Annotated in this window: 24 protein-coding genes and 1 tRNA gene; all 25 read left to right on the top strand. The window is 60.1% G+C overall.

The window, feature by feature from the left end; all coding sequences use genetic code 11:
- Positions 1–54 precede the first annotated feature (54 nt).
- The 25 genes from IEX16_RS13695 (at position 55) to IEX16_RS13575 (ending at position 24,456) form a co-directional block, all read left to right on the top strand.
- A complete protein-coding gene (locus IEX16_RS13695) occupies positions 55–1,347 on the top strand; it encodes a branched-chain amino acid ABC transporter substrate-binding protein (RefSeq protein WP_188709048.1) in 1,293 nt (430 codons plus the stop codon).
- 9 nt (positions 1,348–1,356) lie between these two features.
- On the top strand, positions 1,357–2,538 hold the full coding sequence (locus IEX16_RS13690; protein ID WP_188709047.1) for a pyridoxal phosphate-dependent aminotransferase: 1,182 nt from the start codon (positions 1,357–1,359) through the stop codon (positions 2,536–2,538).
- Between the two features lie 149 nt (positions 2,539–2,687).
- Positions 2,688–2,954: a 30S ribosomal protein S15 gene (gene rpsO, locus IEX16_RS13685; RefSeq protein WP_188709046.1), complete on the top strand. Its 267-nt coding sequence runs from the start codon at positions 2,688–2,690 to the stop codon at positions 2,952–2,954.
- Positions 2,955–3,163: 209 nt separating this feature from the next.
- Positions 3,164–5,281: a polyribonucleotide nucleotidyltransferase gene (gene pnp, locus IEX16_RS13680; RefSeq protein ID WP_188709045.1), complete on the top strand. Its 2,118-nt coding sequence runs from the start codon at positions 3,164–3,166 to the stop codon at positions 5,279–5,281.
- 70 nt (positions 5,282–5,351) lie between these two features.
- The gene (locus tag IEX16_RS13675; protein ID WP_188709044.1) at positions 5,352–6,338 is read left to right on the top strand and encodes an NAD(P)H-quinone oxidoreductase; all 987 of its coding nucleotides are present in this window, start codon (positions 5,352–5,354) and stop codon (positions 6,336–6,338) included.
- A 13-nt stretch (positions 6,339–6,351) separates the two neighbouring features.
- Complete coding sequence (tpiA, locus tag IEX16_RS13670; protein ID WP_188709043.1) at positions 6,352–7,110, top strand: triose-phosphate isomerase; 759 nt, start codon at positions 6,352–6,354, stop codon at positions 7,108–7,110.
- A 33-nt stretch (positions 7,111–7,143) separates the two neighbouring features.
- Positions 7,144–7,560, top strand: a complete 417-nt coding sequence (gene secG, locus IEX16_RS13665; protein WP_188709042.1) for a preprotein translocase subunit SecG — start codon at positions 7,144–7,146, stop codon at positions 7,558–7,560.
- A gap of 114 nt (positions 7,561–7,674) precedes the next feature.
- A tRNA-Leu gene (locus IEX16_RS13660) sits at positions 7,675–7,759 on the top strand.
- A 95-nt stretch (positions 7,760–7,854) separates the two neighbouring features.
- Positions 7,855–8,214, top strand: a complete 360-nt coding sequence (locus IEX16_RS13655; protein WP_188709041.1) for an NADH-quinone oxidoreductase subunit A — start codon at positions 7,855–7,857, stop codon at positions 8,212–8,214.
- 59 nt (positions 8,215–8,273) lie between these two features.
- Positions 8,274–8,753 carry a NuoB/complex I 20 kDa subunit family protein gene (locus IEX16_RS13650; protein ID WP_092126779.1) on the top strand — a complete coding sequence of 160 codons (480 nt, stop codon included), beginning with the start codon at positions 8,274–8,276 and terminating at the stop codon, positions 8,751–8,753.
- On the top strand, positions 8,753–9,364 hold the full coding sequence (locus IEX16_RS13645; protein ID WP_188709040.1) for an NADH-quinone oxidoreductase subunit C: 612 nt from the start codon (positions 8,753–8,755) through the stop codon (positions 9,362–9,364). Before IEX16_RS13650 ends, IEX16_RS13645 begins: the two co-directional genes overlap by 1 nt.
- Positions 9,365–9,465: 101 nt before the next feature.
- Entirely contained in the window at positions 9,466–10,719 is a 1,254-nt protein-coding gene (locus IEX16_RS13640) for an NADH-quinone oxidoreductase subunit D (RefSeq protein ID WP_229676347.1), read from the top strand.
- An 18-nt stretch (positions 10,720–10,737) separates the two neighbouring features.
- Positions 10,738–11,259, top strand: a complete 522-nt coding sequence (gene nuoE, locus IEX16_RS13635; protein ID WP_188709038.1) for an NADH-quinone oxidoreductase subunit NuoE — start codon at positions 10,738–10,740, stop codon at positions 11,257–11,259.
- A gap of 2 nt (positions 11,260–11,261) precedes the next feature.
- Entirely contained in the window at positions 11,262–12,662 is a 1,401-nt protein-coding gene (nuoF, locus tag IEX16_RS13630; RefSeq protein WP_188709037.1) for an NADH-quinone oxidoreductase subunit NuoF, read from the top strand.
- Between the two features lie 18 nt (positions 12,663–12,680).
- Positions 12,681–14,819: an NADH-quinone oxidoreductase subunit NuoG gene (nuoG, locus tag IEX16_RS13625; RefSeq protein WP_188709036.1), complete on the top strand. Its 2,139-nt coding sequence runs from the start codon at positions 12,681–12,683 to the stop codon at positions 14,817–14,819.
- Positions 14,816–15,889 carry an NADH-quinone oxidoreductase subunit NuoH gene (nuoH, locus tag IEX16_RS13620; protein WP_188709035.1) on the top strand — a complete coding sequence of 358 codons (1,074 nt, stop codon included), beginning with the start codon at positions 14,816–14,818 and terminating at the stop codon, positions 15,887–15,889. The genes nuoG and nuoH overlap by 4 nt, the downstream gene beginning before the upstream one ends.
- 144 nt (positions 15,890–16,033) lie before the next feature.
- On the top strand, positions 16,034–16,531 hold the full coding sequence (gene nuoI, locus IEX16_RS13615) for an NADH-quinone oxidoreductase subunit NuoI (RefSeq protein WP_188709034.1): 498 nt from the start codon (positions 16,034–16,036) through the stop codon (positions 16,529–16,531).
- Between the two features lie 41 nt (positions 16,532–16,572).
- Positions 16,573–17,220: an NADH-quinone oxidoreductase subunit J gene (locus IEX16_RS13610; RefSeq protein WP_188709033.1), complete on the top strand. Its 648-nt coding sequence runs from the start codon at positions 16,573–16,575 to the stop codon at positions 17,218–17,220.
- Complete coding sequence (nuoK, locus tag IEX16_RS13605; protein ID WP_188709032.1) at positions 17,217–17,525, top strand: NADH-quinone oxidoreductase subunit NuoK; 309 nt, start codon at positions 17,217–17,219, stop codon at positions 17,523–17,525. Before IEX16_RS13610 ends, nuoK begins: the two co-directional genes overlap by 4 nt.
- A 92-nt stretch (positions 17,526–17,617) precedes the next feature.
- A complete protein-coding gene (gene nuoL / locus IEX16_RS13600) occupies positions 17,618–19,660 on the top strand; it encodes an NADH-quinone oxidoreductase subunit L (protein ID WP_188709031.1) in 2,043 nt (680 codons plus the stop codon).
- A 19-nt stretch (positions 19,661–19,679) separates the two neighbouring features.
- Positions 19,680–21,155, top strand: coding sequence for an NADH-quinone oxidoreductase subunit M (locus IEX16_RS13595; protein ID WP_188709030.1), 1,476 nt, complete (start codon positions 19,680–19,682; stop codon positions 21,153–21,155).
- A gap of 23 nt (positions 21,156–21,178) precedes the next feature.
- On the top strand, positions 21,179–22,681 hold the full coding sequence (gene nuoN, locus IEX16_RS13590) for an NADH-quinone oxidoreductase subunit NuoN (RefSeq protein WP_188709029.1): 1,503 nt from the start codon (positions 21,179–21,181) through the stop codon (positions 22,679–22,681).
- Complete coding sequence (locus IEX16_RS13585) at positions 22,678–22,977, top strand: DUF2818 family protein (protein WP_188709028.1); 300 nt, start codon at positions 22,678–22,680, stop codon at positions 22,975–22,977. Before nuoN ends, IEX16_RS13585 begins: the two co-directional genes overlap by 4 nt.
- A 338-nt stretch (positions 22,978–23,315) precedes the next feature.
- Positions 23,316–23,948, top strand: a complete 633-nt coding sequence (locus tag IEX16_RS13580; RefSeq protein ID WP_188709027.1) for an NUDIX domain-containing protein — start codon at positions 23,316–23,318, stop codon at positions 23,946–23,948.
- 7 nt (positions 23,949–23,955) lie between these two features.
- Positions 23,956–24,456, top strand: coding sequence for a DUF1178 family protein (locus IEX16_RS13575; protein WP_188709026.1), 501 nt, complete (start codon positions 23,956–23,958; stop codon positions 24,454–24,456).
- Positions 24,457–24,709 lie beyond the last annotated feature (253 nt).

The following is a 24,709-nucleotide window of genomic DNA, read 5'->3' as shown; positions in this document are numbered from 1 at the left end:
TGCCGCATGCACAGCAAGTAGGCGTGGCCGGGTGTATTTCAAGGAAATTGTTGAATGTATTTTTTTGTGCCTCCCCTCTTGAAACGTATCGTGCTGACCCTATCAGCCTGCGCCTGTTTGTCATCGCCGGCTTTGTGGGCCCAGTCTGCGCCGACGGCTCAGCCGCCTGTGCGCGTGGCTTTGATTGAAAGCCTGTCCGGGCCTTTCGCCAACACCGGCGAGGCGGTGTTTCGCAACCTGACATGGGCGGCTGAGCGGGTCAATGCGCGCGGTGGCATCAAGCTGTCCGGCGGCAACCGTGCGCTGGTTTTCGAGCGCTACGACAGCAAGGGACAAAACGAGGAAGCCCTGTCGGCACTGCGTTCGGCCATGGACGATGGCATCACCCTGGTGACCCAGGGCAATTCATCGTCAACCGCTGCGGCGCTGATTGATGCGATCAACAAGCACAATGAACGCGAGCCGGGCAAGCGCCTGCTGTTCATGAACTATTCAGCGGTGGACCCGGTGCTCACCAACGACAAATGCAGCTACTGGCATTTCCGTTTCGATGCCCATGCCGACATGCGCATGGCGGCCTTGATGGATGTTCTCAAGGACGACAAGGCGCTCAAGAGCGTCTACCTGATCGGTCAGGACTACAGTTTTGGCCAGGCGGTGGGGCGGGAAGCGCGCAAACAGTTGGGCATTCAGCGTCCGGACATTCAAATCGTCGGTGACGAACTGCACCCCATCGGCCGGGTCAAGGACTTTCTGCCCTATGTGGCCAAGATCAAGGCCAGTGGCGCGCAGGCTGTAATGACCGGCAACTGGGGCAATGACCTGACCTTGCTGGTCAAGGCCGCCAGGGAAGTGGGCTTTGAAGGAAAGTTTTACACCTTTTACGGCAATGCCCTCGGTGTGCCGGCAGCCCTCGGCGATGCCGGTGTTGGCAAGGTGATCGCGGTGGCGGACTGGTTTCCCAACGCGACCAGCGCCCAATCCGAAGTTTTCTACCAATCGTTTCGCCAGCGTTTTCCCAAGCCGCAGGACGACTATGTCCACATGCGCATGCAACTGATGGTGGAAGCGCTGGTACAGAGCATCGAGAAAGCCGGTAGCGTCGAATCGGCCGCAGTTGCTGCACAACTTGAAAAGGCGACGGTGCTGGTTGCGGGCCACCAGGGTGTGATGCGCAGTGCTGACCATCAGTTTCAACAGCCTTTGCTGGTGGCTGTGATGGACAAGCAGGGCGCGCCAGGCGTCAAGTTTGATGTTGAAGGCTCGGGTTATGGTTTTCGCGTGATCAAGACCATTGCGGCGGCGCGAGCCGAGCAAGCGCACAGCTGCAAGATGGTTCGTCCCTGAGAGGTCTCCATGCGACAAGTTGTTCTTGATCTTGAAGAGTCGCTGATTCGCCAGGTCGCCAATGCCGGCATGGGTCGCAGCGATGTGCTCAAGTTCTGGTTTGGCGAGAGTGATGAAGTCACCCCGGCCTTTATCCGGGAGGCCGCTGCGCGTTCGCTCAGCGAAGGCGAGACCTTCTATGCGCACAACCTCGGGCTGGCCGAATTGCGTGAAGCCATCGCTGCCTATTGCAGCAACTTGCGCTGCGCTGGGGCGACGCCTGTAGGTGCCGACAGAATTGCCATCACGTCGGGTGGTGTCAATGCGCTGATGCTCGCGGTGCAGGCGGTGGTGGACGCCGGCGATGAGGTAGTGGCAGTCACACCGGTCTGGCCCAATCTGACCGCGCAGCCGGTCATCATGGGTGCCCAGGTGCGCTGCGTGAGTCTCAAACCGGTTGCGGGCCGATGGCAACTCGACATGAACGAGTTGCTGGCGGCCGTGACCGTCCGCACCAAACTGCTGATCGTCAATTCGCCCAACAACCCGACCGGCTGGACTTTAAGCCGCGGCGAACAGGAGTTGCTGCTGGCGCATTGCCGCAAGACGGGCACCTGGATTCTGGCCGACGAAGTCTACGAGCGCCTGTATTACGAAAGCAGCCCCAATGGTTGCGCGCCCAGTTTCCTGGACATCGCCTTGCCAGACGACCGGCTGATGGTGGCCCACAGTTTTTCAAAAAGCTTTCTGATGACCGGCTGGCGCCTGGGCTGGCTGGTATTGCCGGCGTCAGCCACGACGCACATGGGCAAGCTGATCGAGTTCAACACCTCCTGCGCACCGGTCTTCATCCAACGCGCCGGCGTGGTCGCCCTGCAGCGCACGGACGAGGTCACGCCCCAGGTGGTGGCGCACCTCAAAAACTGCCGCGACACGCTGGTGCCCCTGCTCCAGGCCGTGCCGGGGGTCGAGCTGTCTCCCGCACCGGGCGGCATGTATGCCTTTTTCCGGTTGGCCGGGCAGGGCGATGCGTTTGAGACGGCCAAACGGCTGGTGGTCGAGGCCGGTCTGGGGCTGGCGCCGGGCGATGCCTTCAGTGCCGACCGTTCGCCTGCGATGCAGGGCTGGCTGCGCTGGTGTTTTGCCAGCCAGGACCTGGCGCGGCTGGAGGAGGGCGTAAACCGCCTGAGCAGCTGGCTGGCTCGGGCCTGACGGGAATATCGCGTTTCCTGGGCTATAATCCGAGGCTCTGCATAAAAAGCGGGCGTCTCGCATGAGGCACACGCTGCAGAACACGACGGCCCCGGTCAACTCCCACTTCGGGAACACTGTGCCGCTCGCAAGTTACACAAGGAAAACCCATGATTGCAAAATCTGTGAAGGCTGAGATCGTTCAGTCCAACGCACGCGCTGCCAACGACACCGGTAGCCCGGAAGTTCAGGTCGGTCTGTTGACTGGCCGCATCAATGAGCTGATGCCCCATTTTAAAACCCATGCCAAGGATCACCACGGTCGCCGTGGCCTGCTGCGCATGGTGAGCCGCCGCCGCAAGCTGCTGGACTACCTGAAGTCCAAGGACGCGGCCCGTTACGTTGCGCTGATCGCCAAACTTGGCCTGCGTAAATAATCGTTAAAACGACTGCAAGACGCCTGAGTTAGTTCACTAGCTCAGGCGTTTTTTACTTCGGAGCAAGGCAAAACGATCACGCGCTGTGTCATTCCACAAGAAAAGTCCTGAAACTGCAGGCATTTTGTGGAATGGCATCGTGTTCTGCCAGCCGCCACTCCGGGCCTCCGGCGCTGCCTCAAGCGCCTGAATCTAGTGGAGAAAAAGACATGAGCATTTTCAACAAAGTCACCAAATCCTTCCAGTGGGGCCAGCACAAGGTCACGATGGAAACCGGCGAGATCGCGCGCCAGTCCGGCGGCGCTGTTTTGGTCGATATGGACGGCACCGTGGTGCTGGCCACCGTGGTTGCCAAGGCCGATGCCAAGCCCGGCCAGGACTTTTTCCCGCTGACGGTTGATTACCTCGAAAAGACCTACGCCGCCGGCCGCATTCCCGGCAGCTTCTTCAAGCGTGAAGGCCGTCCCAGCGAATTCGAAACGCTGACATCGCGCCTGATAGACCGCCCGATCCGTCCACTGTTCCCGGAAGGCTTCTTCAACGAAGTGCAGGTCGTGATCCACGTGTTGTCGCTGAACCCCGAAGTCGAAGGCGACATTCCCGCGCTGATCGCTTCCAGCGCAGCGCTGGCGATTTCCGGCATCCCGTTCAACGGCCCCATTGGCGCTGCGCGCGTGGCCTACATCGACGGCCAGTATGTTCTGAACCCTGGCAAGACCCAGCTCAAGGACTCCGTCATGGACCTGGTCGTGGCCGGCACCGAAGCCGCCGTGTTGATGGTCGAGTCCGAAGCCAAGCAACTGTCCGAAGAAATCATGCTCGGCGCCATCGTGTTTGGCCATGAGCAGGGCAACATCGCCATCAATGCAATCCACGAACTGGTTCGTGACGCCGGCAAACCGGTCTGGGCCTGGCAGGCGCCTGCCAAGGACGAGCCGCTGATCGCCAAGGTCAACGCGCTGGCCGCCGCCAAGCTGGAGGCCGCTTACCAGATTCGTGCCAAACAAGCCCGTACCCAGGCTTGCCGCGTTGTGACTTCCGAAGTCATGGCTGCGCTCAAGGCCGACGGCACGGCATTCGACGGCGTGGCCGTTGAAGGCATGTTGTTCGACATCGAAGCCAAAATTGTCCGCAGCCAGATCCTGGCCGGTGAGCCGCGTATCGACGGCCGCGACACGCGTACCGTGCGCGCGATTGAAATCCGCAACAGCGTGCTGCCGCGCACCCACGGTTCGGCCCTGTTCACGCGTGGCGAAACCCAGGCGCTGGTGGTGACCACGCTGGGTACCGAGCGCGACGCGCAGCGTATCGACGCACTGTCGGGCGACTACGAAGACCGCTTCATGCTGCACTACAACATGCCTCCGTTCGCCACCGGCGAAACCGGCCGTGTCGGCAGCCCGAAACGCCGCGAAATCGGTCACGGCCGTCTGGCCAAGCGCGCGCTGATCGCCGTGCTGCCGTCGAAGGAAGAGTTCCCGTACACCATGCGTGTGGTCAGCGAGATCACCGAGTCCAACGGCTCTTCGTCGATGGCTTCGGTCTGCGGCGGCTGCCTCTCGCTGATGGACGCCGGCGTGCCGATGAAAGCCCATGTGGCCGGCATCGCCATGGGCCTGATCAAGGAAGACAACCGCTTTGCCGTGCTGACCGACATTCTGGGTGACGAAGATCATCTGGGCGACATGGACTTCAAGGTCGCGGGTACCACCGCCGGCATCACCGCGCTGCAGATGGACATCAAGATCCAGGGCATCACCAAAGAAATCATGCAGGTCGCATTGGCCCAGGCCAAGGAAGCCCGCATGCACATCCTGGGCAAGATGCAGGAAGCCATGGGCGAGGCCAAGACCGAAGTCTCCGACTTCGCACCGCGCCTGTATGTCATGAAGATCAACCCCGAGAAAATTCGTGACGTGATCGGCAAGGGCGGCGCTGTCATTCGCGCGCTGACCGAGGAAACCGGCACGCAGATCAATATCGAGGAAGACGGCACCATCACCATTGCGTCGAACGACAGCGCCAAGGCCGATGAAGCCAAGCGCCGCATCGCCGAGATCACCGCCGAAGTCGAAATCGGCAAGGTGTACGAAGGCGCGATCACCAAGATCCTGGATTTCGGTGCGTTGGTCAACCTGATGCCCGGCAAGGACGGCCTGCTGCACATCAGCCAGATCGCCCACGAACGTGTCGAACGCGTCACCGACTATCTGAGCGAAGGCCAGATCGTCAAGGTCAAGGTGCTTGAGACCGATGAAAAGGGCCGCGTCAAGCTCTCCATGAAGGTGCTGCTGGACCGCCCTGCGCAAGGGCAGGACCAAAGCTAATTTGCTATTGATTTTGTAGCTGCTAGCGCCCGTCAGACGGGGGCTGCAGCCATAAAACACTAAAATTCCCATGAAAGCTGTTGAAATTACCTCCTATGGAGCGCCTGACGTTCTGCGCCTGGGTGAGCGGCCCGACCCGGTGGCGGGTGCAGGGGAGTTGCTGATTCGCGTGGCCGCCTCCGGTGTGAACCGGCCTGATGTGCTGCAGCGCACCGGCAACTACCCGGTTCCGCCGGGCGCTTCTGATATTCCAGGGCTTGAAGTTGCCGGCGTCATCGTCTCTGGCGACGCCGCAGCGATGGCGCAGGCAAATCTGAAGGTCGGTGATCGCATCTGCGCGCTGGTGGCCGGCGGCGGTTATGCCGAGCTATGCGTTGCGCCGGTTGGCCAGTGCCTGCCGGTGCCGGAGGGGTTCAGCGACATCGAGGCTGCTTCCCTGCCGGAAACTTTCTTCACGGTCTGGAGCAATGTTTTTGACCGGGCCCGGCTGCAGAAGGGTGAAACGCTGCTGATTCAGGGCGGCTCCAGCGGCATCGGCGTCACTGCGATCCAGATTGCCAAGGCCATGGGCGCGACCGTGATCGTGACAGCCGGCAGCGACGAGAAATGCGCTGCCTGCCTGAAGCTCGGTGCCGACCACGCCATCAACTACAAGACCGCTGATTTTGCGGAAGAGGTCAAGACGATAACCGCAGGCAAAGGCGTGAACGTGATTCTGGACATGGTCGCCGGCAGTTACGTGGCGCGTGAAATCGGCTGCCTGGCCGAGGACGGCCGCCTGGTGTTTATTGCGGTGCAGGGCGGCACCAAGGCCGAATTCAATGCTGGCCTGGTGCTGCGCAAACGCCTGACAATCACCGGCTCCACCTTGCGTCCGCGGTCTGTCGAATTCAAGACGGCGATTGCGCAGGCGCTCAGGGACAAGGTCTGGCCCTTGCTGGCCAAAGGCAGAATCAAGCCGGTGATCCACAGCACCTTCGCGGCGGCTGAAGCGGCTCAGGCGCATGCGCTGATGGAGTCCAACCAGCACATCGGCAAAATCGTGTTGACCTGGTAAGGCACAGTAAGTCATGAAAAAACTGATTGCAGGAAACTGGAAAATGAATGGCAGCCTGGCTGCCAACGAGGCTTTGCTGCGCGAGATCGCGGCTGGCCTGTCCGGGCAGCCAGCATGCGCGATCGCGGTTTGTGTGCCTGCGCCTTATTTGGCACAGGTCCACGCTCTGATTATGGCCACGCCGGCCCTGTCGGCGATTGATCTGGGTGCGCAGGATGTATCCAGCCAGGCATCCGGTGCATTCACTGCCGAAGTCAGTGCATCCATGCTTAAGGAGTTCGCTTGTCGTTACGTGATTGTGGGTCACTCCGAGCGCCGCCAGTTCCACGGTGAAAGCGATGCGCTGGTGGCTGAAAAGGCCAAAGCCGCGTTGGCTGCCGGTGTCACGCCGATTGTGTGTGTGGGTGAAACGCTGGCTGAACGCGAAGCAGGGCAGACAGAACAAGTGGTCAAGCGCCAGCTGGCAGCCGTGATCCACACCAATGGCCATTGCATCAGCGAAATTGTTGTCGCTTACGAGCCGGTTTGGGCCATTGGCACTGGCAAGACTGCGACGCCAGAGGAGGCGCAGGCCGTCCATGCCGTGCTGCGCACACAGCTCAAGGCGGCGACCGACCACGCGGACCGCGTGAAAATTTTGTACGGCGGCAGCATGAATGCCGCCAATGCCGCGTCCTTGCTGGGCCAGACTGACATCGATGGCGGCCTGATTGGCGGAGCGTCGCTCAAGGCCCCGGATTTTTTGAAAATTATTGCTGCAGTCCCCGTTTGACGGGAAGCGTGCGCTATTAAATTAGGAGTTGATATGAATGTTTTGCTGACTGTTGTTCTGGTGGCCCAAATGCTTTCTGCGCTGGGCATGATTGGCCTGATTCTGGTCCAGCATGGCAAGGGCGCCGACATGGGCGCCGCGTTCGGCAGTGGCGGCTCCGGCAGCCTGTTCGGTGCCAGCGGCAGCGCCAACTTCCTGTCGCGTACAACGGCAGTGCTGGCTGCGGTGTTTTTTGTCTGTACCCTGGCGCTGGCCTATTTCGGCAATGCCCGTCCGCAGACCGGCTCCAGCGTGCTTGAAGGCTCCACGCTGACGGCCCCCGCACCCGCAACACCGGCTTCGGGCGCCGCGCAAATTCCGGGCACTGCAGTGCCTGTGCCAGCGCCAGCCAGGACTTCCGTGCCAGCCGCGCCGGGTGTTCCTGACTCAGGTCAAATTCCGACGAAATAGAGTGACGAACGCGTCGCTTTCCAAAGGGAGCGGCGCAATTTCAGGGTAAACTCTGAGACTGCTCGGAAAGCCAAAACCGCAAGGTTCCTCATGCCATCCGGGCGCTTAAAAACCGCGGACGTGGTGAAATTGGTAGACACGCTATCTTGAGGGGGTAGTGGCGAAAGCTGTGCGAGTTCGAGTCTCGCCGTCCGCACCACTTACAGGCAATGATCAGCACTGCGCCGGCCAGGCTGACCACCTTGAACAGCATACTGGCACAAGGCAAAGCAGCTTCCAGAAGTTGAATTGACGATGAACCTCGACCAATACCTTCCCGTCCTGTTGTTTGTTCTGGTCGGCGTTGCTGTCGGCGTGGTGCCCCAGGTGCTGGGTCGGCTGCTCGGCCCGAACAAGCCTGACAGCGAAAAAAATTCCCCTTATGAGTGTGGCTTCGAGGCATTCGAAGATGCCCGCATGAAATTCGATGTGCGCTACTACCTGGTCGCCATCCTGTTCATTCTTTTCGACCTTGAAATTGCCTTCCTGTTCCCGTGGGCCGTGGCGCTCAAGGAAATTGGTGCGGTGGGTTTCTGGTCGATGATGATTTTTCTGGGCATTCTGGTCGTGGGCTTTGCCTACGAGTGGAAAAAGGGCGCCCTGGACTGGGAATAAAAAAGATTCCGAGGATCTGTCGCGACGGGTTCGCAGCGCTCCACGAATAAGGCACGGCTATGTCACTTGAAGGTGTTTTCAACGAAGGCTTCATGACCACGAGTTACGACTCGGTGGTCAACTGGGCCAAAACCGGCTCGCTTTGGCCCATGACCTTTGGTCTGGCCTGCTGCGCAGTCGAGATGATGCATGCGGGTGCCGCGCGTTACGACATCGACCGTTTCGGCATGTTGTTCCGTCCCAGCCCGCGCCAGTCCGACCTGATGATCGTCGCCGGCACCCTGTGCAACAAGATGGGCCCGGCCCTGCGCAAGGTGTACGACCAGATGTCCGAGCCGCGCTGGGTGCTGTCCATGGGATCATGCGCCAACGGCGGTGGCTACTACCACTACAGTTACTCGGTCGTGCGCGGCTGCGACCGCATTGTGCCGGTGGATGTGTATGTGCCAGGCTGCCCGCCGACAGCCGAAGCCTTGATGTACGGCATCATCCAGCTGCAGCAGAAAATCCGCCGCACCAACACCATAGCGAGGGCTTGATGGGTCCCTTGCATCCCGCTACTGCCGAGCAGCTCGCAGACACTGTCACTGCTGCCCTGGCTGAAAAAGCCAAACGCGTCACTGTCGCCTTTGGCGAAGTCACAGTTGTTGTGGCTGCCTCCGACTACCCCGCTGCCGCCCTGATCCTGCGCGATGCCAAAGGTTGCCAGTTTGAGCAGCTGATCGATCTGTGCGGTCTCGATTATTCCGAATACGCGGACGGCCGTTACGATGGCCGGCGCTTTTGCGTCGCCACCCATTTGTTGTCCATCAGCCTGAACCAGCGCGTGCGCCTCAAGGTGTTTTGCGATGATGACGATTTTCCGGTTGTGGCCTCACTCAACGATGTGTGGAATGCGGCCAACTGGTTCGAGCGCGAAGCCTTTGACCTGTTTGGCATCATTTTTGAAGGCCACAACGATCTGCGCCGCATCCTGACCGACTATGGTTTCATCGGCCATCCTTTCCGTAAGGATTTCCCGACCACGGGTTACGTCGAGATGCGTTACGACCCCGAGCAGAAACGTGTGATCTACCAGCCGGTCACCATCGAGCCGCGTGAAATCACGCCGCGTGTTATTCGTGAAGATAACTATGGGGGGTTGCAGTAGTCATTTGTCATTGAGGGCTTGACCCGCAATCCACGGTGGCGTGTCCACCAGCATGGATGCCGAATCGAGTCCGGCATGACAAAGCAAAGGCAAAACCAAACATGGCTGAAATAAAAAACTACACGCTCAATTTCGGGCCCCAGCACCCGGCTGCCCACGGTGTGCTGCGCCTGGTGCTCGAGCTCGACGGCGAGGTCATCCAGCGCGCCGATCCGCACATCGGGCTGCTGCACCGCGCCACCGAAAAGCTGGCCGAAAGCAAGACCTATATCCAGTCTCTGCCCTACATGGACCGGCTCGACTATGTGTCGATGATGTCCAACGAGCACGCCTACTGCCTTGCCATCGAAAAGCTGATCGGCGTGGATGTGCCGGTGCGTGCCCAGTACATCCGCGTGATGTTTTCGGAGATCACGCGCCTGCTCAACCACCTGCTGTGGCTGGGTGCGCACGGTTTCGACTGCGGCGCGATGAACATCCTGATTTACTGCTTCCGCGAGCGTGAGGCGTTGTTCGACATGTACGAAGCCGTCTCTGGCGCGCGCATGCATGCGGCCTACTTTCGTCCGGGCGGCGTCTACCGCGACCTGCCTGAAACCATGTCGCAGTACAAGGTCAGCAAGATCAAGAACGCCAAGGCCATCGAAGCCCTCAATGAAAATCGCCAGGGTTCGCTGCTGGACTTCATCGAGGACTTCACCGCCAAGTTCCCGAAGCTGGTCGATGAATACGAAACCCTGCTGACCGATAACCGCATCTGGAAGCAGCGAACCGTGGGTGTTGGCGTGGTGTCGCCGGAACGCGCGCTCAACCTTGGCTTCACTGGCCCCATGCTGCGCGGCTCGGGCTTTGCCTGGGACTTGCGCAAACAGCAGCCCTATGACGTCTACAGCCAGATGGACTTCGATGTGCCCATTGGCAAAACCGGCGACTGCTACGACCGCTACCTGGTGCGTATCGAGGAGATGCGCCAATCCAACCGCATCATCAAACAGTGTATTGACTGGCTGCGCGTGAATCCCGGCCCGGTGATCACCAGCAACCACAAGGTCGCCGCGCCTGACCGCGAGTCCATGAAGTCCAACATGGAAGAGCTGATCCATCACTTCAAGCTGTTCACCGAAGGCTTCCATGTGCCCGAGGGTGAAGCGTATGCCGCAGTGGAGCATCCCAAAGGCGAGTTTGGCATCTACATCGTCAGTGATGGCGCCAACAAGCCCTACCGCCTGAAGATCCGCCCGCCGGGCTTTCCACACCTGGCCGCCATGGATGAAATGTCGCGCGGGCACATGATTGCCGATGCGGTTGCCGTGATCGGCACCATGGACATTGTGTTCGGCGAGATTGACCGCTAAAACCGCATGAGTTCCACCATGATTCCAGTACACACACCGGCGCCCGCGGCTTCGTTGTCCGAGCAGGCTTTCGTGCGCTTTGCACGTGAAGTTGCCAAATTCCCGGCAGACGGCAAACAGTCGGCGGTGATGGCCTGCCTGACCATCGTTCAGGAAGAACTCGGTTTTGTCAGCGCCGAGAGCGAAAAAATCGTGGCTGATTACCTGGGCATGGCGCCGATTGCCGTGCATGAGGTCACCACCTTCTACAACATGTACAACCAGCGACCGGTGGGCAAGTACAAGCTCAATGTCTGCACCAACCTGCCATGCCAGTTGCGCGATGGCGCCAAGGCGCTCAAACACCTCGAACACAAGCTCGGCATTTCCATGGGTGAGAGCACGGCCGACGGCCTGTTCACGCTGCAGCAGTCCGAGTGCCTGGGCGCCTGCGCGGACTCCCCGGTGATGCTGGTCAACGACCTGACCATGTGCAGCTTCATGAGCAATGACAAGCTCGACCAGTTGATCGACGGTCTCACATCTGCCGAGGCGAAATGACCATGACGCTTTCCGCCCATTCAAACAATCCTGCCGCGCAAAACGTGCTGTCGCAGTTCGCCGCCACCGGTGTCCAGACCTGTTTTCACGGCCGCCACATCAATCCCCAAATCCTGGCCGATCTCGACGGCAACAACTGGCGCCTGAAAGACTACGAAGCGCGGGGCGGCTACCAGGCCTTGCGCAAGATTCTGGCGCAGGGTGATGGTCAGGGCATGACGCCTGACCAGGTGATTGCCGAAGTCAAGGCCGGCAGCCTGCGCGGACGCGGCGGCGCCGGTTTCCCGACTGGCCTGAAGTGGAGCTTCATGCCGCGCCAGTTTCCCGGCCAGAAGTACCTGGTCTGTAATTCGGACGAAGGCGAGCCTGGCACCTGCAAAGACCGCGACATCATGCAGTACAACCCCCACAGCGTGATCGAAGGCATGGCGATTGCCGCCTACGCCATGGGCATCAGCGTTGGCTACAACTACATTCACGGCGAAATCTTCGCGACCTACCAGCGTTTTGAAGAAGCGCTGGATGAAGCCCGCGCCGCCGGCCTGCTCGGCGACAAAATTCTCGGAAGCGCCTTCACCTTCCAGTTGCATGCCTCGCATGGATTCGGCGCCTACATCTGCGGCGAAGAGACCGCCTTGCTGGAGTCGCTGGAGGGTAAAAAAGGCCAGCCCCGCTTCAAGCCGCCTTTCCCGGCGAGTTTTGGCCTGTACGGCAAGCCGACCACCATCAATAACACTGAAACTTTTGCGGCCGTGCCCTGGATCATTCGCAACGGCGGCCAGGCCTACCTCGAATGCGGCAAGCCCAACAACGGCGGCACCAAGATCTATTCGGTGTCCGGCGATGTCGAGCTGCCCGGCAACTACGAAGTGCCCATGGGTACACCCTTCAGCACGCTGCTCGAGCTTGCGGGCGGCGTGCGCAAGGGCCGCACGCTCAAGGCGGTGATTCCTGGCGGTTCGTCCGCGCCGGTCCTGCCAGCTTCCATCATGATGGAGTGCACCATGGACTACGACTCGATCGCCAAGGCCGGCTCCATGCTGGGCTCGGGCGCCGTGATTGTCATGGACGACAGCCGCTGCATGGTCGAGTCGCTCAAGCGCCTGTCCTACTTCTACATGCACGAATCCTGCGGCCAGTGCACGCCGTGCCGCGAGGGCACCGGATGGCTGTGGCGCATGGTGGACCGCATTCACAAAGGGCAAGGCCGTCAGACCGACCTGGACCTGCTCAATTCGGTGGCTGACAACATTCAGGGCCGCACCATTTGTGCGCTCGGTGATGCCGCAGCCATGCCAGTGCGCGCCATGATCAAGCATTTTCGCCACGAGTTTGAGGCCATGATCAAGCCAAAAACGCTTTCAGCTTCCCCCGCCCCGGTTCAGGCTTCCCTGCAAGCTTGATTGCGGAAAGAAATACATATGGTTGAAATAGAACTCGACGGCCGGAAAGTGGAAGTGCTCGAAGGCAGCACGGTGATGCATGCCGCCGAAAAGGCCGGCACCTACATTCCGCATTTCTGTTATCACAAGAAACTCAGCATCGCCGCCAACTGCCGCATGTGCCTGGTCGATGTGGAGAAGGCGCCCAAGCCCATGCCGGCCTGCGCCACGCCTGTGACGCAGGGCATGATCGTGCACACCAAGAGCGACAAAGCCATCAAGGCCCAGAAGGGCGTGATGGAGTTTCTGCTGATCAACCATCCGCTCGATTGCCCGATCTGCGATCAGGGCGGCGAATGCCAGCTGCAGGATCTGGCTGTCGGTTACGGCGGCAGCGGCTCGCGCTACGAAGAAGAAAAGCGCGTGGTGTTCCACAAGAATGTCGGTCCGCTGATCTCCATGCAGGAGATGAGCCGATGCATCCACTGCACGCGCTGCGTGCGTTTTGGCCAGGAAGTGGCCGGTGTGATGGAGCTCGGCATGTCGCATCGCGGCGAACACGCCGAGATCGAGACTTTTGTCGGCATGTCAGTCGACTCCGAGCTGTCGGGCAACATGATCGACATCTGCCCGGTCGGTGCGCTGACCAGCAAACCTTTCCGCTACAGCGCCCGTACTTGGGAGCTGTCGCGCCGCAAATCGGTGAGCCCGCACGACTCCACCGGCGCCAACCTGATCGTTCAGGTCAAGAACAACCAGGTCATGCGTGTTGTGCCGCTGGAAAACGAAGACATCAACGAGTGCTGGATTGCTGACCGGGACCGCTTCTCTTACGAAGCGCTGGGCAGCGACGAGCGCCTGAAAACGCCCATGATCAAGCAGGGCGGCGAGTGGAAAGCCGTCGACTGGCAGACCGCGCTCGAATATGTGGCCAACGGCCTGAAGCAGATCAAGGCAGACCACGGCGCCGCCAGCATTGGCACGCTGGCCAGCCCGCACAGCACGCTCGAAGAGCTGTATCTGGCGGCATCGCTGATGCGCGGTCTGGGCAGCGACAACATTGATTTCCGCCTGCGCAACGCCGAATTTGCCCCACAGGCCGGCGTGCGCTGGCTCGGCACCTCGATCGCTTCCCTGTCGCAACTGCAGCGGGTACTGGTAGTGGGCGCCAATCTGCGCAAGGATCATCCGCTGTTTGCACAGCGAATTCGCCAATCCGTCCGCAAGGGCTGTGGCTTGAACGTGATCAATTCCTCAGCCGAACTGGCCTCTGCTGGTGCCTGGGCCATGCCCATCACCAACAGCGTGCTGACCGAACCTGCAGCCTGGGCGCAGGCCCTGGCCGATGTGGCCGCCGCGATTGCCACAGTCAAGGGTGTGGCCGCTCCCATTGCCGGCCAGGCGACAGACGCCGCCAAAGCCATCGCCAAGTCCTTGATGGGGGGTGAACGCAAGGCCATTCTGCTGGGCAATGCCGCCGCACATCACGCCAATGCAAGCAGCCTCTTGGGCCTGGCCAACTGGATTGCCGCGCAAACCGGCGCCAGCATCGGTTACCTGACCGAAGCGGCCAACACCGTAGGCGCGCAACTCGCGGGTGCCTTGCCATCCGGCGATGGCATGGACGCCGGTCGCATGCTGGCGGGCAAGCTCAAGGCGGTGCTGCTGCTCAATACTGAGCCAGAATTCGATTCGGCGGCCGGTGCCACGGCCAAGGCGTCGCTCAATGCCGCGCAAATGGTGGTGACCCTGAGCCCGTTCAAGGCCAACTTGGACTTCAGCGACGTGTTGCTGCCGATCTCGCCGTTCACCGAAACACCGGGCACTTTCGTGAATGCCGAAGGCCGGATCCAAAGTTTCCACGCCGTGGTCAAGCCCTTGGGCGAGACACGTCCGGCCTGGAAGGTGCTGCGCGTGCTGGCCAACTTGCTTGAACTGCCCGGTTTTGATTTCGAGTCTTCGCAGGATGTGCTCAAGCAGGTCCCCGGCGCGCAAGCAGCGCAGGTTCCTGCGGGTAACCTGGACAACAGCACCACGTCGGCCATTCAAATGGCCGCAGGCCAGGGCGCTCCGGTCGTCGCCAGCATCTACCAGCTTGACAGCCTGGTGCGGCGTGCAACGTCGCTGCAGTTGACTGCCGACGCACGGAGCGTCGCTGCTGAAGGAGTCGCCGCATGATTGACACCCTCTTCAACGCTGGACAGGGATTGATGGGCGGCATCTGGCCCGGCACGGTCTGGCCAGTCATCTGGACCCTGATCAAGATCGTCTGTGTGGTGGCGCCCCTCATGGGTTGCGTGGCCTACCTGACCCTGTGGGAGCGCAAAGCGATTGGTTTTACCCAAATTCGGTTGGGCCCCAACCGCGTCGGGCCCTTTGGCCTGTTGCAGCCGATTGCCGATGCGCTCAAGCTGTTGACCAAGGAAATCATCATCCCGACAGCGGCCAGCAAGGGCCTGTTTGTGCTGGGCCCCATCATGACCATCATGCCCGCGCTGGTGGCATGGGTGGTGATTCCCTTCGGTCCGGATGTGGCGCTTGCGAACATCAATGCCGGCCTGCTGTTCCTGATGGCGGTCACCTCGCTGGAGGTCTATGGCGTGATCATCGCGGGCTGGGCCTCGAATTCCAAGTACGCCTTCCTGGGCGCGATGCGTGCGTCGGCCCAGATGGTCAGCTACGAGATCGCCATGGGTTTCTGCCTGGTCGTTGTCCTGATGGTCTCCGCCAGCCTGAACATGACCGACATCGTGATGAGCCAGGCCAAGGGCATGGGCGTGGGTTACGGCATGAATTTCCTGTCCTGGAACTGGTTGCCGCTGCTGCCGATTTTTGTCGTGTATTTCATCTCCGGCCTGGCTGAGACCAACCGCCACCCGTTCGACGTGGTGGAGGGCGAGTCGGAAATCGTCGCGGGCCACATGGTCGAGTACTCAGGCATGTCGTTTGCCATGTTTTTCCTGGCCGAATACGCCAACATGTGGCTGGTCGCCATCCTGGCGGTCATTCTGTTCCTCGGCGGTTGGTTGCCTCCGTTCGAGTTCCTGTCCTTCATTCCGGGCTGGATCTGGCTGGGTGCCAAGACCTTTGTTGTCGTGACGATGTTTCTCTGGGTGCGCGCTACCTTCCCGCGTTTCCGTTACGACCAGATCATGCGTTTGGGCTGGAAGATTTTCATTCCCGTAACGCTTGTCTGGCTGGTCGTCGTCGGCGCCTGGATGCAGACCTCGTACAACATCTGGAACTAGTTATGAGCCCCCACGTTCGCGCACTTCGTGTCGCTCTCTGCCCCCCGAGGGGGCCGCTGCGCCTGCGGCCCGGCAAAGCCGGTTCCGCGGCCCCTGCTTGCATGAATGCATCGCCGGCAAGCGCCACTCCCGCAGGAAATTGATATGTCTACCGTCGCCTCCGTCAAAGACTTCGTCTCCAGCTTCATGTTGACCGAGCTGTTCAAGGGCATGGCCCTGACCGGCAAATACATGTTCAAGCGCAAGATCACGATCCAGTTCCCTGAAGAGAAAACACCGCTGAGCCCGCGCTTTCGCGGTCTGCATGCACTGCGTCGTTATGACAACGGCGAGGAGCGCTGCATCGCCTGCAAACTCTGCGAAGCCGTGTGTCCGGCCATGGCCATCACCATTGAGTCCGATGTGCGTGAAGACGGCAGCCGCCGCACCTCGCGTTATGACATCGATCTGACCAAGTGCATTTTTTGCGGCTTCTGCGAAGAGAGCTGCCCGGTGGACTCCATCGTTGAAACACATATTTTTGAATACCACGGCGAAAAGCGCGGTGACCTGTACTTCACCAAGGACATGCTGCTGGCTGTCGGTGACCGTTACGAAAAAGAAATTGCAGCCAACCGCGCTGTGGATGCCAAGTACCGCTGAAAAACCCAGACTGATGCTGGCTCAAGAAAGATTTGCAGAACATGGACGCTAGAACAGGTCTCTTTTATGTCTTCGCTTTGGTGCTGCTGTTCGCCGCATTCAAGGTGATTACTGCGCGCAACCCGGTGCATGCCGCCTTGTACCTGGTGCTGGCTTTTTTCCAGGCCGCAGCCGTCTGGATTTTGCTGAAGGCCGAGTTCCTGGCGATCACGCTGGTGCTGGTGTATGTTGGCGCAGTGATGGTGCTTTTCCTGTTCGTCGTGATGATGCTCGATGTCAACATGGACGGTATCCGGAAGAATTTCTGGAAGCACTTTCCGCTGGCCGCTACCGTCGGGACGCTGATCGCGCTTGAAATGGCGGCTGTCCTGATCGGCGGCTTTCGCCCGAGCCAGGAGCCCAAAGCGGTGCTTGCCGTGGCCGGCCAGGCGGTGGAGCAGTTCTCCAACACCAAAGAGCTTGGCAAGGTGCTGTATTCCGAATATCTCTACCCGCTTGAAATCGCGGCGGTGATCCTGCTGGTGGCCATCATTGCGGCGATTGCGCTGACCCTGCGCGAGCGCAAGGACTCCAAGTACATCAATCCGGCAGACCAGATTCGCGTCAAGCGCGCTGACCGCGTCAGCCTTGTGAAAATCCAGCCAACGGTGGCTGCACCGGTGGTCACAGCCACAGAGGACAAACCATGATGGTCACGCTGGGACACTTCCTGACCCTGGGCGCTATCCTGTTCGCCCTGTCGGTGATCGGCATTTTCCTGAATCGGAAAAACCTGATTGTGTTGTTGATGGCCATTGAGCTGATGCTGCTGGCCGTCAACATGAACTTCGTGGCCTTCTCCTATTACCTCAACGACATGGCCGGCCAGATTTTCGTGTTTTTCATCCTGACCGTGGCGGCTGCCGAATCCGCGATTGGCCTGGCCATCCTCGTGCTGCTGTTCCGAAACAAGTCCAGCATCAACGTCGACGAACTCAACACGCTCAAAGGGTAAGACATGAGCCCCCACGCTTCTCACTTTGTGTATACGCTTCCCCCCGCGGGGGCGCAACCCGCCCTTGGGGCGGCCCTGCGGGCGGTTAAGCCATGAGCCAAACCCTTTCGGCGGCCACGCTGCTGGCCGTTCCCCTGGCGCCCCTGGCGGGCGCCTTGCTGGCCGGCATTTTCGGCACCACCTTCGGCGGCAACTGGATAGGACGCCGCCTCTCGCACACCCTGACCATTCTCGGCGTGTTGGTGGCTTTTGTGATCTCCGCGATGACGCTCAAAAGCGTGGCGATCGACGGCGCTCGTTTCAACGAGACGCTTTACACCTGGATGGTGGTCGGCGGCCTGAAGATGGAGATCGGCTTCCTGGTTGATGGCCTGACCGCGATGATGATGTGTGTCGTGACTTTTGTGTCACTGATGGTGCACATCTACACCATTGGCTACATGGAGGAAGACGAAGGTTACAACCGCTTCTTTGCCTACATCTCGCTGTTCACCTTCTCGATGCTGATGCTGGTGATGAGCAACAACATGCTGCAGCTGTTTTTCGGCTGGGAAGCGGTGGGTCTGGTGTCATATCTGCTGATCGGCTTCTGGTTCAACAAGCCGACCGCCATCTTTGCCAACATGAAGGCCTTCCTGGTCAACCGCGTTGGCGACTTTGGCTTCATTCTCGGCATCGGTTTGCTCGCCGCTTACGCCGGCACGCTCAACTACACCGAAGTGTTTGCCAAGTCGGGCGAAATTGCAGCGCTCAATCTTCCCGGCACCGACTGGATGCTGATCACCGTGATCTGCATCTGCCTGTTCATCGGCGCCATGGGCAAGTCGGCGCAGTTTCCGCTGCACGTCTGGTTGCCGGATTCAATGGAAGGCCCGACGCCGATTTCCGCGCTGATCCACGCCGCCACCATGGTGACTGCCGGCATCTTCATGGTGGCGCGCATGTCACCGCTGTTCGAGCTGAGCGATACCGCCCTGAGTTTCATCATGGTGATAGGCGCGATCACCGCGCTGTTCATGGGATTCCTCGGCATCATCCAGAACGACATTAAACGGGTCGTCGCCTACTCGACGCTGTCGCAGCTCGGCTACATGACGGTCGCACTGGGCGCTTCCGCCTACTCGGTCGCCGTCTTCCACCTGATGACGCACGCGTTCTTCAAGGCGCTGCTGTTTCTGGCGGCGGGCTCGGTCATCATGGGCGTGCACCATAACCAGGACATCCGCTGGATGGGCGGGTTGCGCAAGTACATGCCGATTACCTGGATCACCGCCTTGCTCGGATCGCTGGCGTTGATTGGCACGCCCCTGTTCGCAGGCTTTTATTCCAAGGACAGCATCATCGAGGCCGTGCATTTCAGCAACCTGCCGGGCGCTGGTTTTGCCTACTTCGCGGTGCTTGCCGGCGTCTTCGTTACGGCCTTTTATTCCTTCCGCATGTACTTCCTGGTGTTTCATGGCAAGGAGCGGTTTGATCAAAATCCCGATGCCCACCACGATGACCACGGACACGGCCACCATGACGAGCACCATGCGCCGCATGAGTCACCCTGGGTGGTAACCGCTCCGCTGGTCTTGCTGGCGATTCCTTCGGTGGTGATTGGCTTCATGAGCATCGATGCCATGCTGTTTGGTGACTTCCTGAAAGACGCGATCATCGTCAACGCTGACAAACACCCGGCCATGGCCGAGCTGGCCAAAATATTCCATGGTCCGGCGCAAATGGCGCTGCACGGCCTGATGACGGCGCCGTTCTGGTTGGCACTCGCCGGCGTAGCCTCGGCGTATTACATGTACATGGTCAACCCGGCCCTGCCGGCCGCCATCAAGCGCCGGGTCGAACCGCTCTACACATTGCTCGAGAACAAGTACTACATGGACTGGTTCAATGAAAACGTGCTGGCCCGCGGTGCACGCGGGCTCGGCATCGGCCTCTGGAAGGGCGGCGACGAGAAGATGATCGACGGCGCGCTGGTCAATGGCTCGTGGAAGCTGGTGGGCTGGGTCTCCAGCGTGGTGCGCAAGGTCCAGACCGGTTACATCTACCACTACGCACTGGCCATGATCATGGGCATCTTTATCCTGATCAGCTATTTCGCGACCTGGCCGATGATCAAAGAACTGCTCAACAAATAAGCCAATAGGAATAACAAAAATGGGATTGTTGAGTCTTGCCATCTGGACACCGATTTTTTTCGGTGTCGTGCTGCTGGCGCTCGGACGTGACGAACAGGCACAAAGCGTGCGCTGGATTGCGCTGATCGGTGCCCTTGTCAGTTTTCTGGTGACCCTGCCGCTGTACAGCGGGTTTGAATTGGGCACGGCCGCGATGCAATTTGTAGAAAAGGCCGCGTGGATTGACCGTTTCGACATGAACTACCACCTCGGCGTGGATGGCATTTCCCTGTGGTTTGTGCTGCTGACAGCATTTATCAACGTGGTTGTCATCATCGCGAGTTGGGAGTCCATCACCAACCGCGTGAATCAGTACATGGCGGCTTTCCTGATCCTCAGCGGGCTGATGATCGGCGTGTTCGTCGCACTCGACGGCATGTTGTTCTATGTATTTTTCGAGGCGACGCTGATCCCGATGTATCTGATTATCGGTATCTGGGGCGGACCGAAGAAGATTTACGCCGCCTTCAAGTTTTTCCTCTATACGCTGTTGGGTTCCTTGCTGATGCTGATCGCGCTGATCTTCCTGTACGTCAAGTCCGGCGGCAGTTTTGACCTGGCGACCTGGTACACCTTGTCGCTAAGCGGTACGGCGCAGACTTTCCTGTTCTTTGCCTTTTTTGCCGCTTTTGCAGTCAAGGTGCCGATGTGGCCGGTGCACACCTGGTTGCCCGACGTCCACGTGGAAGCGCCCACCGGTGGCTCCGCCGTGCTGGCAGCCATCATGCTCAAGCTGGGCGCCTATGGCTTCCTGCGCTTTTCGATGCCGATTGCACCCGATGCCGCGCGCGAATGGGCTTGGCTGATGATTGCGCTGTCACTGATCGCCGTGATTTATGTGGGTCTGGTCGCCATGGTCCAGCAGGACATGAAAAAACTGGTGGCCTATTCGTCGGTGGCCCATATGGGGTTTGTCACGCTCGGCTTTTTCATCTTCAACGACCTCGGCGTGTCCGGCGGCATCGTGCAGATGATTGCGCATGGCTTTGTCTCCGGCGCCATGTTTCTGTGTATCGGCGTGTTGTACGACCGTGTGCACTCGCGCGAAATCGCGAGTTACGGCGGCGTCGTCAACACCATGCCCAAGTTCACCGCCTTTGCGCTGCTGTTTGCCATGGCCAACTGCGGCCTGCCGGCCACGGCCGGTTTTGTCGGCGAGTGGATGGTCATCCTGGGTGCCATCAAGTTCAATTTCTGGATCGGGCTGGCGGCATCGACCGCCCTGATTTTCGGCGCCGCCTACACCCTGTGGATGTTCAAGCGGGTGTACCTCGGGCCTGTCACCAATGACGATGTCAAGGGCCTGACCGACATCAACAGCCGCGAGTTCCTGATGCTGTCCCTGCTGGCGATAGCCGTGATGGTCATGGGCATTTATCCCAAGCCCTTCACCGATGTGATGGACAGCTCGGTGGCCGGCCTGCTCAAGCATGTCGCTGTCTCCAAGCTCCCCTAAGCAACCCTTGCAAAAGAATTCAGATGATTGACAAACTCAGTTGGATCGCGGTTTACCCGGAGATCGTTTTATTGACGATGGCATGTGTCATCTTGCTGGTGGACCTGGGCGTCAAAAGCCCGCAGCGCACGCTGACCTATGTGTTGACGCTGCTTACACTGGCCGTGGTGGCTGCGCTGACGGCGGCGTACGCCATCGGCGGCAACACGGTGTACGGCTTCGGCAACATGGTCGTGAGCGACCCCATGGCCAACTGGCTCAAGTGTTTCGCATCGATTGCCATGATGGTCACCCTGGTCTATGCGCGACCCTATGCCGCAGACCGGCAGATGCTGCGCGGCGGCGAGATGTTCACGCTGGCCATGTTTGCGCTGCTGGGTATTTTCGTGATGATTTCGGGCCACAACTTCCTGGTGATCTACATGGGCCTGGAGTTGATGACGCTGTGCAGTTACGCGCTGGTGGCGCTGCGCCGCGACAACGCGACCGCCACTGAGGCGGCGATGAAGTATTTTGTGCTTGGTGCGCTGGCATCGGGCTTCCTGCTGTATGGCCTGTCGATGATGTATGGCGCCACCGGGTCCCTCGACGTGGGTGAGGTTTACAAGGCCATTGCCAGCCGCCAGGTGAAACACTCGGTGCTGGTGTTCGGTCTGGTCTTCATCGTGGCCGGCCTGGCCTTCAAGCTGGGTGCCGTGCCTTTCCACATGTGGCTGCCCGACGTCTATCAGGGTGCGCCCACTGCCATCACCTTGCTGATTGGCGCAGCGCCCCAGCTCGCGGCCTTCGCCATCTGTATCCGTCTGCTGGTGCAGGGCATGCTTCCGCTGGCCATCGACTGGCAGCAGATGCTTGCCATCCTTGCGATAGGCTCACTGTTCGTGGGCAACCTGGCGGCCATTGCGCAGTCCAACCTCAAGCGCATGCTGGCGTTTTCGACCATCTCGCAAATGGGATTCCTGCTGCTGGCGCTGCTGGCGGGCGTCGTTAACGGCAACAAGCTCAATGCCGAATTCGCCTATGGCGCGGCCATGTTTTACGTCATCACCTATGTGCTGACCACCCTCGGAGTCTTCGGCATTATTTTGCTGCTTGCGCGCGCCGGCCATGAGTCCGAAGAAATCACCGATCTGGCTGGCCTGAATCAGCGCAGTCCGCTGTTTGCCGGTGTCATGGCCGTCTGTATGTTCTCGCTGGCCGGTGTGCCGCCGGTGGTTGGCTTCTATGCCAAGCTCGGTGTCCTGCAGGCGCTGGTGTCCTCGCAGCAAACCCTGTACGTTGTGCTCGCCGTTTTTGCCGTGATGATGTCGCTGGTCGGCGCCTTCTATTACCTGCGTGTGGTCAAGGTGATGTATTTCGATGCCCCCAACCCCGGCATGCCGACCGCCATCGATGCACCGACAGACGCCCGCGTCGTGTTGTCCATCAATGGTGCGCTGGTGCTGCTGCTCGGTCTGATGCCCGGCGGACTCATGACCTTGTGCACCCAGGCGATTGCCAGCGTTGTGAAGTCCCTGGGGACATGACCCAGACGACCTCGGTGTGGCTGGTGGTGGCGCTGGCCCTGCTGGCTGCCAATCTTCCTTTTATCAGCAACCGACTGCTTGCGGTATTTCCCCTGGCCGGCCCCAAGATGCTCGCGGTGCGGCTCGGGGAGATGGTGTTTTGGTATTTCGTGGTCGGCGGCATCGGCCTGTTTCTGGAACAACGGGCAGGGCAGATCGCGCCGCAGGGCTGGGAGTTTTATGCGATCACTGCCACGCTCTTCATCACCTTTGCCTTTCCGGGCTTTGTGTACCGCTACCTGTTCAAGCACCGCTAGGGACCCTCTGCATAACTCCCGCCATGCGCGTTCGGATCCACAACGGGATGATTTGCTCGCCAACACCACGCAGCGTGTGCTGAAGCACACGCAAGGGGTTTGGAGGGCAAAGCGCCCGTTTTGGTCCGAACCCGAAGGGGCGTGGTTTTGCGGGCACGCACGGCTAAGGCCGTGCCTGCCAATGAGGGCTCAAAGGGCTGCAACCGCGACCGCGGTTGCCAGCGCTTCGTTACAAAACCAAGTAAGGCAGAAAGCCTTGCCTTGGGTTTTGCGCCTCACGGCTCATCCCGCAAAAGCCTCGCCGCGCGCGGCGCGAGTTATGCAGAGGGCCCCTAGCCATGGCGCTAGCTGACCCGCCCTCAGCGCCTTTCGGCAAAGCGGACGATGCTCACCTAAAGGAGCACACGCTCACCAGCCACGAACTGCTCAAGGGACATTTTCTGCATGCCTTTCGCGACATCGTGCGTTTGCCGGACGGCAGCGAAGCTTCCCGCGAGTATGTGCGCCATCCGGGTGCCGTGATGATCATCGCCCAGCTCGATGACGGCCGACTGGTGCTCGAGCGCCAGTACCGCTACCCGGTGCATGCCGTGATGGTCGAATTCCCCGCCGGCAAGCTCGATGCCGGCGAAGGTTCGCTCGTGTGCGCGCAACGTGAGTTGCTGGAAGAAACCGGCTACACCGCACGCCGCTGGGCTCGCGCCGGTGTGATGCACCCGGTGATTTCCTACTCCACCGAGTTCATCGACATCTGGTTTGCCAAAGACCTGACTTCTGGCGAGCGCCAGCTCGATGCCGGCGAATTTCTCGATGTCTTCACCGCCAGCCCGGCCGAGCTGCTGCAGTGGTGCAGCGATGGCCGTGTCACCGACGGCAAGACCCTGACGGGCGCGCTCTGGCTGCAAAACGTCTTGTCCGGCGCATGGGTTCTCGACTGGCAGGACAGCGCAGGCCCGGACACAGACCGATAATCAGGGCATGAAAGTCCTCAACCTCCAGTGTTCGCACCAGCACGCCTTTGAAGGCTGGTTTGCATCGGAAGACGATTTTCAGAGCCAACACGCACGAGGGCTGGTGACCTGCCCCCTGTGCGAAGACCCGGTTATCCAGAAAATGCCGAGCGCGCCCCGCCTCAATTTTGGTGCAGCGGCTGATGCATCGCCAGTAACCTCCGCCTCGCGTGAGATGTCGCTACCCCCGGCAAATGCTGCCGTCAGTTCTGCGCAGAACGTCACTCCGGTCGCCGACGGCCAGGTCCGGCAGGCGGAATTTCTGCACGCCTTGCGCCGGGTCATGGCCAACACCGAAGACGTGGGCGAACGCTTTGCCGACGAGGCGCGTGCCATGCATTACGGCGATGTCGAGCAGCGCAGCATACGTGGCCAGGCCAGCCGGGCTGAGGCGATGGACCTGATCGAAGAGGGCATTGAGGTGATGCCCTTGCCGCTGCCAGCGGCGGTCAAGGAAACGCTTCAGTAGCCGTGGCCCTGACAGCACGGTGGCTGTCTGTCATCCCGGACTTGTTCCGGGATCCATGTGGGCACACCAACACCGTTTGGGCTGAGCTTGCGAAGCCTTCTTCGCTTCGACCGTTCGTTGCGTGCACCCATCCGTTGGCCGGGGGTTGCCCGGCGGCAACTCACTTTTCTTTGTCTCGCCAAAGAAAAGTAAGGGCGGTCTCAAACCCCAAGTGCAACACTGTCAGGGAATCGTGCATTGTGGTCCAGGCAAT

Source organism: Polaromonas eurypsychrophila (assembly GCF_014641715.1).
Taxonomy (GTDB): domain Bacteria; phylum Pseudomonadota; class Gammaproteobacteria; order Burkholderiales; family Burkholderiaceae_C; genus Polaromonas; species Polaromonas eurypsychrophila.
Note: the sequence above shows the minus strand (reverse complement) of the source record. Positions and strands in the feature narration are given on the sequence as shown.

Bases quoted from the DNA above. Each gene is read 5' to 3' on its own strand.
- IEX16_RS13695 (WP_188709048.1), top strand. From the start codon at position 55: ATGTATTTTTTTGTGCCTCCCCTCTTGAAACGTATCGTGCTGACCCTA.
- IEX16_RS13690 (WP_188709047.1), top strand. From the start codon at position 1,357: ATGCGACAAGTTGTTCTTGATCTTGAAGAGTCGCTGATTCGCCAGGTC.
- rpsO (WP_188709046.1), top strand. From the start codon at position 2,688: ATGATTGCAAAATCTGTGAAGGCTGAGATCGTTCAGTCCAACGCACGC.
- pnp (WP_188709045.1), top strand. From the start codon at position 3,164: ATGAGCATTTTCAACAAAGTCACCAAATCCTTCCAGTGGGGCCAGCAC.
- IEX16_RS13675 (WP_188709044.1), top strand. From the start codon at position 5,352: ATGAAAGCTGTTGAAATTACCTCCTATGGAGCGCCTGACGTTCTGCGC.
- tpiA (WP_188709043.1), top strand. From the start codon at position 6,352: ATGAAAAAACTGATTGCAGGAAACTGGAAAATGAATGGCAGCCTGGCT.
- secG (WP_188709042.1), top strand. From the start codon at position 7,144: ATGAATGTTTTGCTGACTGTTGTTCTGGTGGCCCAAATGCTTTCTGCG.
- IEX16_RS13655 (WP_188709041.1), top strand. From the start codon at position 7,855: ATGAACCTCGACCAATACCTTCCCGTCCTGTTGTTTGTTCTGGTCGGC.
- IEX16_RS13650 (WP_092126779.1), top strand. From the start codon at position 8,274: ATGTCACTTGAAGGTGTTTTCAACGAAGGCTTCATGACCACGAGTTAC.
- IEX16_RS13645 (WP_188709040.1), top strand. From the start codon at position 8,753: ATGGGTCCCTTGCATCCCGCTACTGCCGAGCAGCTCGCAGACACTGTC.
- IEX16_RS13640 (WP_229676347.1), top strand. From the start codon at position 9,466: ATGGCTGAAATAAAAAACTACACGCTCAATTTCGGGCCCCAGCACCCG.
- nuoE (WP_188709038.1), top strand. From the start codon at position 10,738: ATGATTCCAGTACACACACCGGCGCCCGCGGCTTCGTTGTCCGAGCAG.
- nuoF (WP_188709037.1), top strand. From the start codon at position 11,262: ATGACGCTTTCCGCCCATTCAAACAATCCTGCCGCGCAAAACGTGCTG.
- nuoG (WP_188709036.1), top strand. From the start codon at position 12,681: ATGGTTGAAATAGAACTCGACGGCCGGAAAGTGGAAGTGCTCGAAGGC.
- nuoH (WP_188709035.1), top strand. From the start codon at position 14,816: ATGATTGACACCCTCTTCAACGCTGGACAGGGATTGATGGGCGGCATC.
- nuoI (WP_188709034.1), top strand. From the start codon at position 16,034: ATGTCTACCGTCGCCTCCGTCAAAGACTTCGTCTCCAGCTTCATGTTG.
- IEX16_RS13610 (WP_188709033.1), top strand. From the start codon at position 16,573: ATGGACGCTAGAACAGGTCTCTTTTATGTCTTCGCTTTGGTGCTGCTG.
- nuoK (WP_188709032.1), top strand. From the start codon at position 17,217: ATGATGGTCACGCTGGGACACTTCCTGACCCTGGGCGCTATCCTGTTC.
- nuoL (WP_188709031.1), top strand. From the start codon at position 17,618: ATGAGCCAAACCCTTTCGGCGGCCACGCTGCTGGCCGTTCCCCTGGCG.
- IEX16_RS13595 (WP_188709030.1), top strand. From the start codon at position 19,680: ATGGGATTGTTGAGTCTTGCCATCTGGACACCGATTTTTTTCGGTGTC.
- nuoN (WP_188709029.1), top strand. From the start codon at position 21,179: ATGATTGACAAACTCAGTTGGATCGCGGTTTACCCGGAGATCGTTTTA.
- IEX16_RS13585 (WP_188709028.1), top strand. From the start codon at position 22,678: ATGACCCAGACGACCTCGGTGTGGCTGGTGGTGGCGCTGGCCCTGCTG.
- IEX16_RS13580 (WP_188709027.1), top strand. From the start codon at position 23,316: ATGGCGCTAGCTGACCCGCCCTCAGCGCCTTTCGGCAAAGCGGACGAT.
- IEX16_RS13575 (WP_188709026.1), top strand. From the start codon at position 23,956: ATGAAAGTCCTCAACCTCCAGTGTTCGCACCAGCACGCCTTTGAAGGC.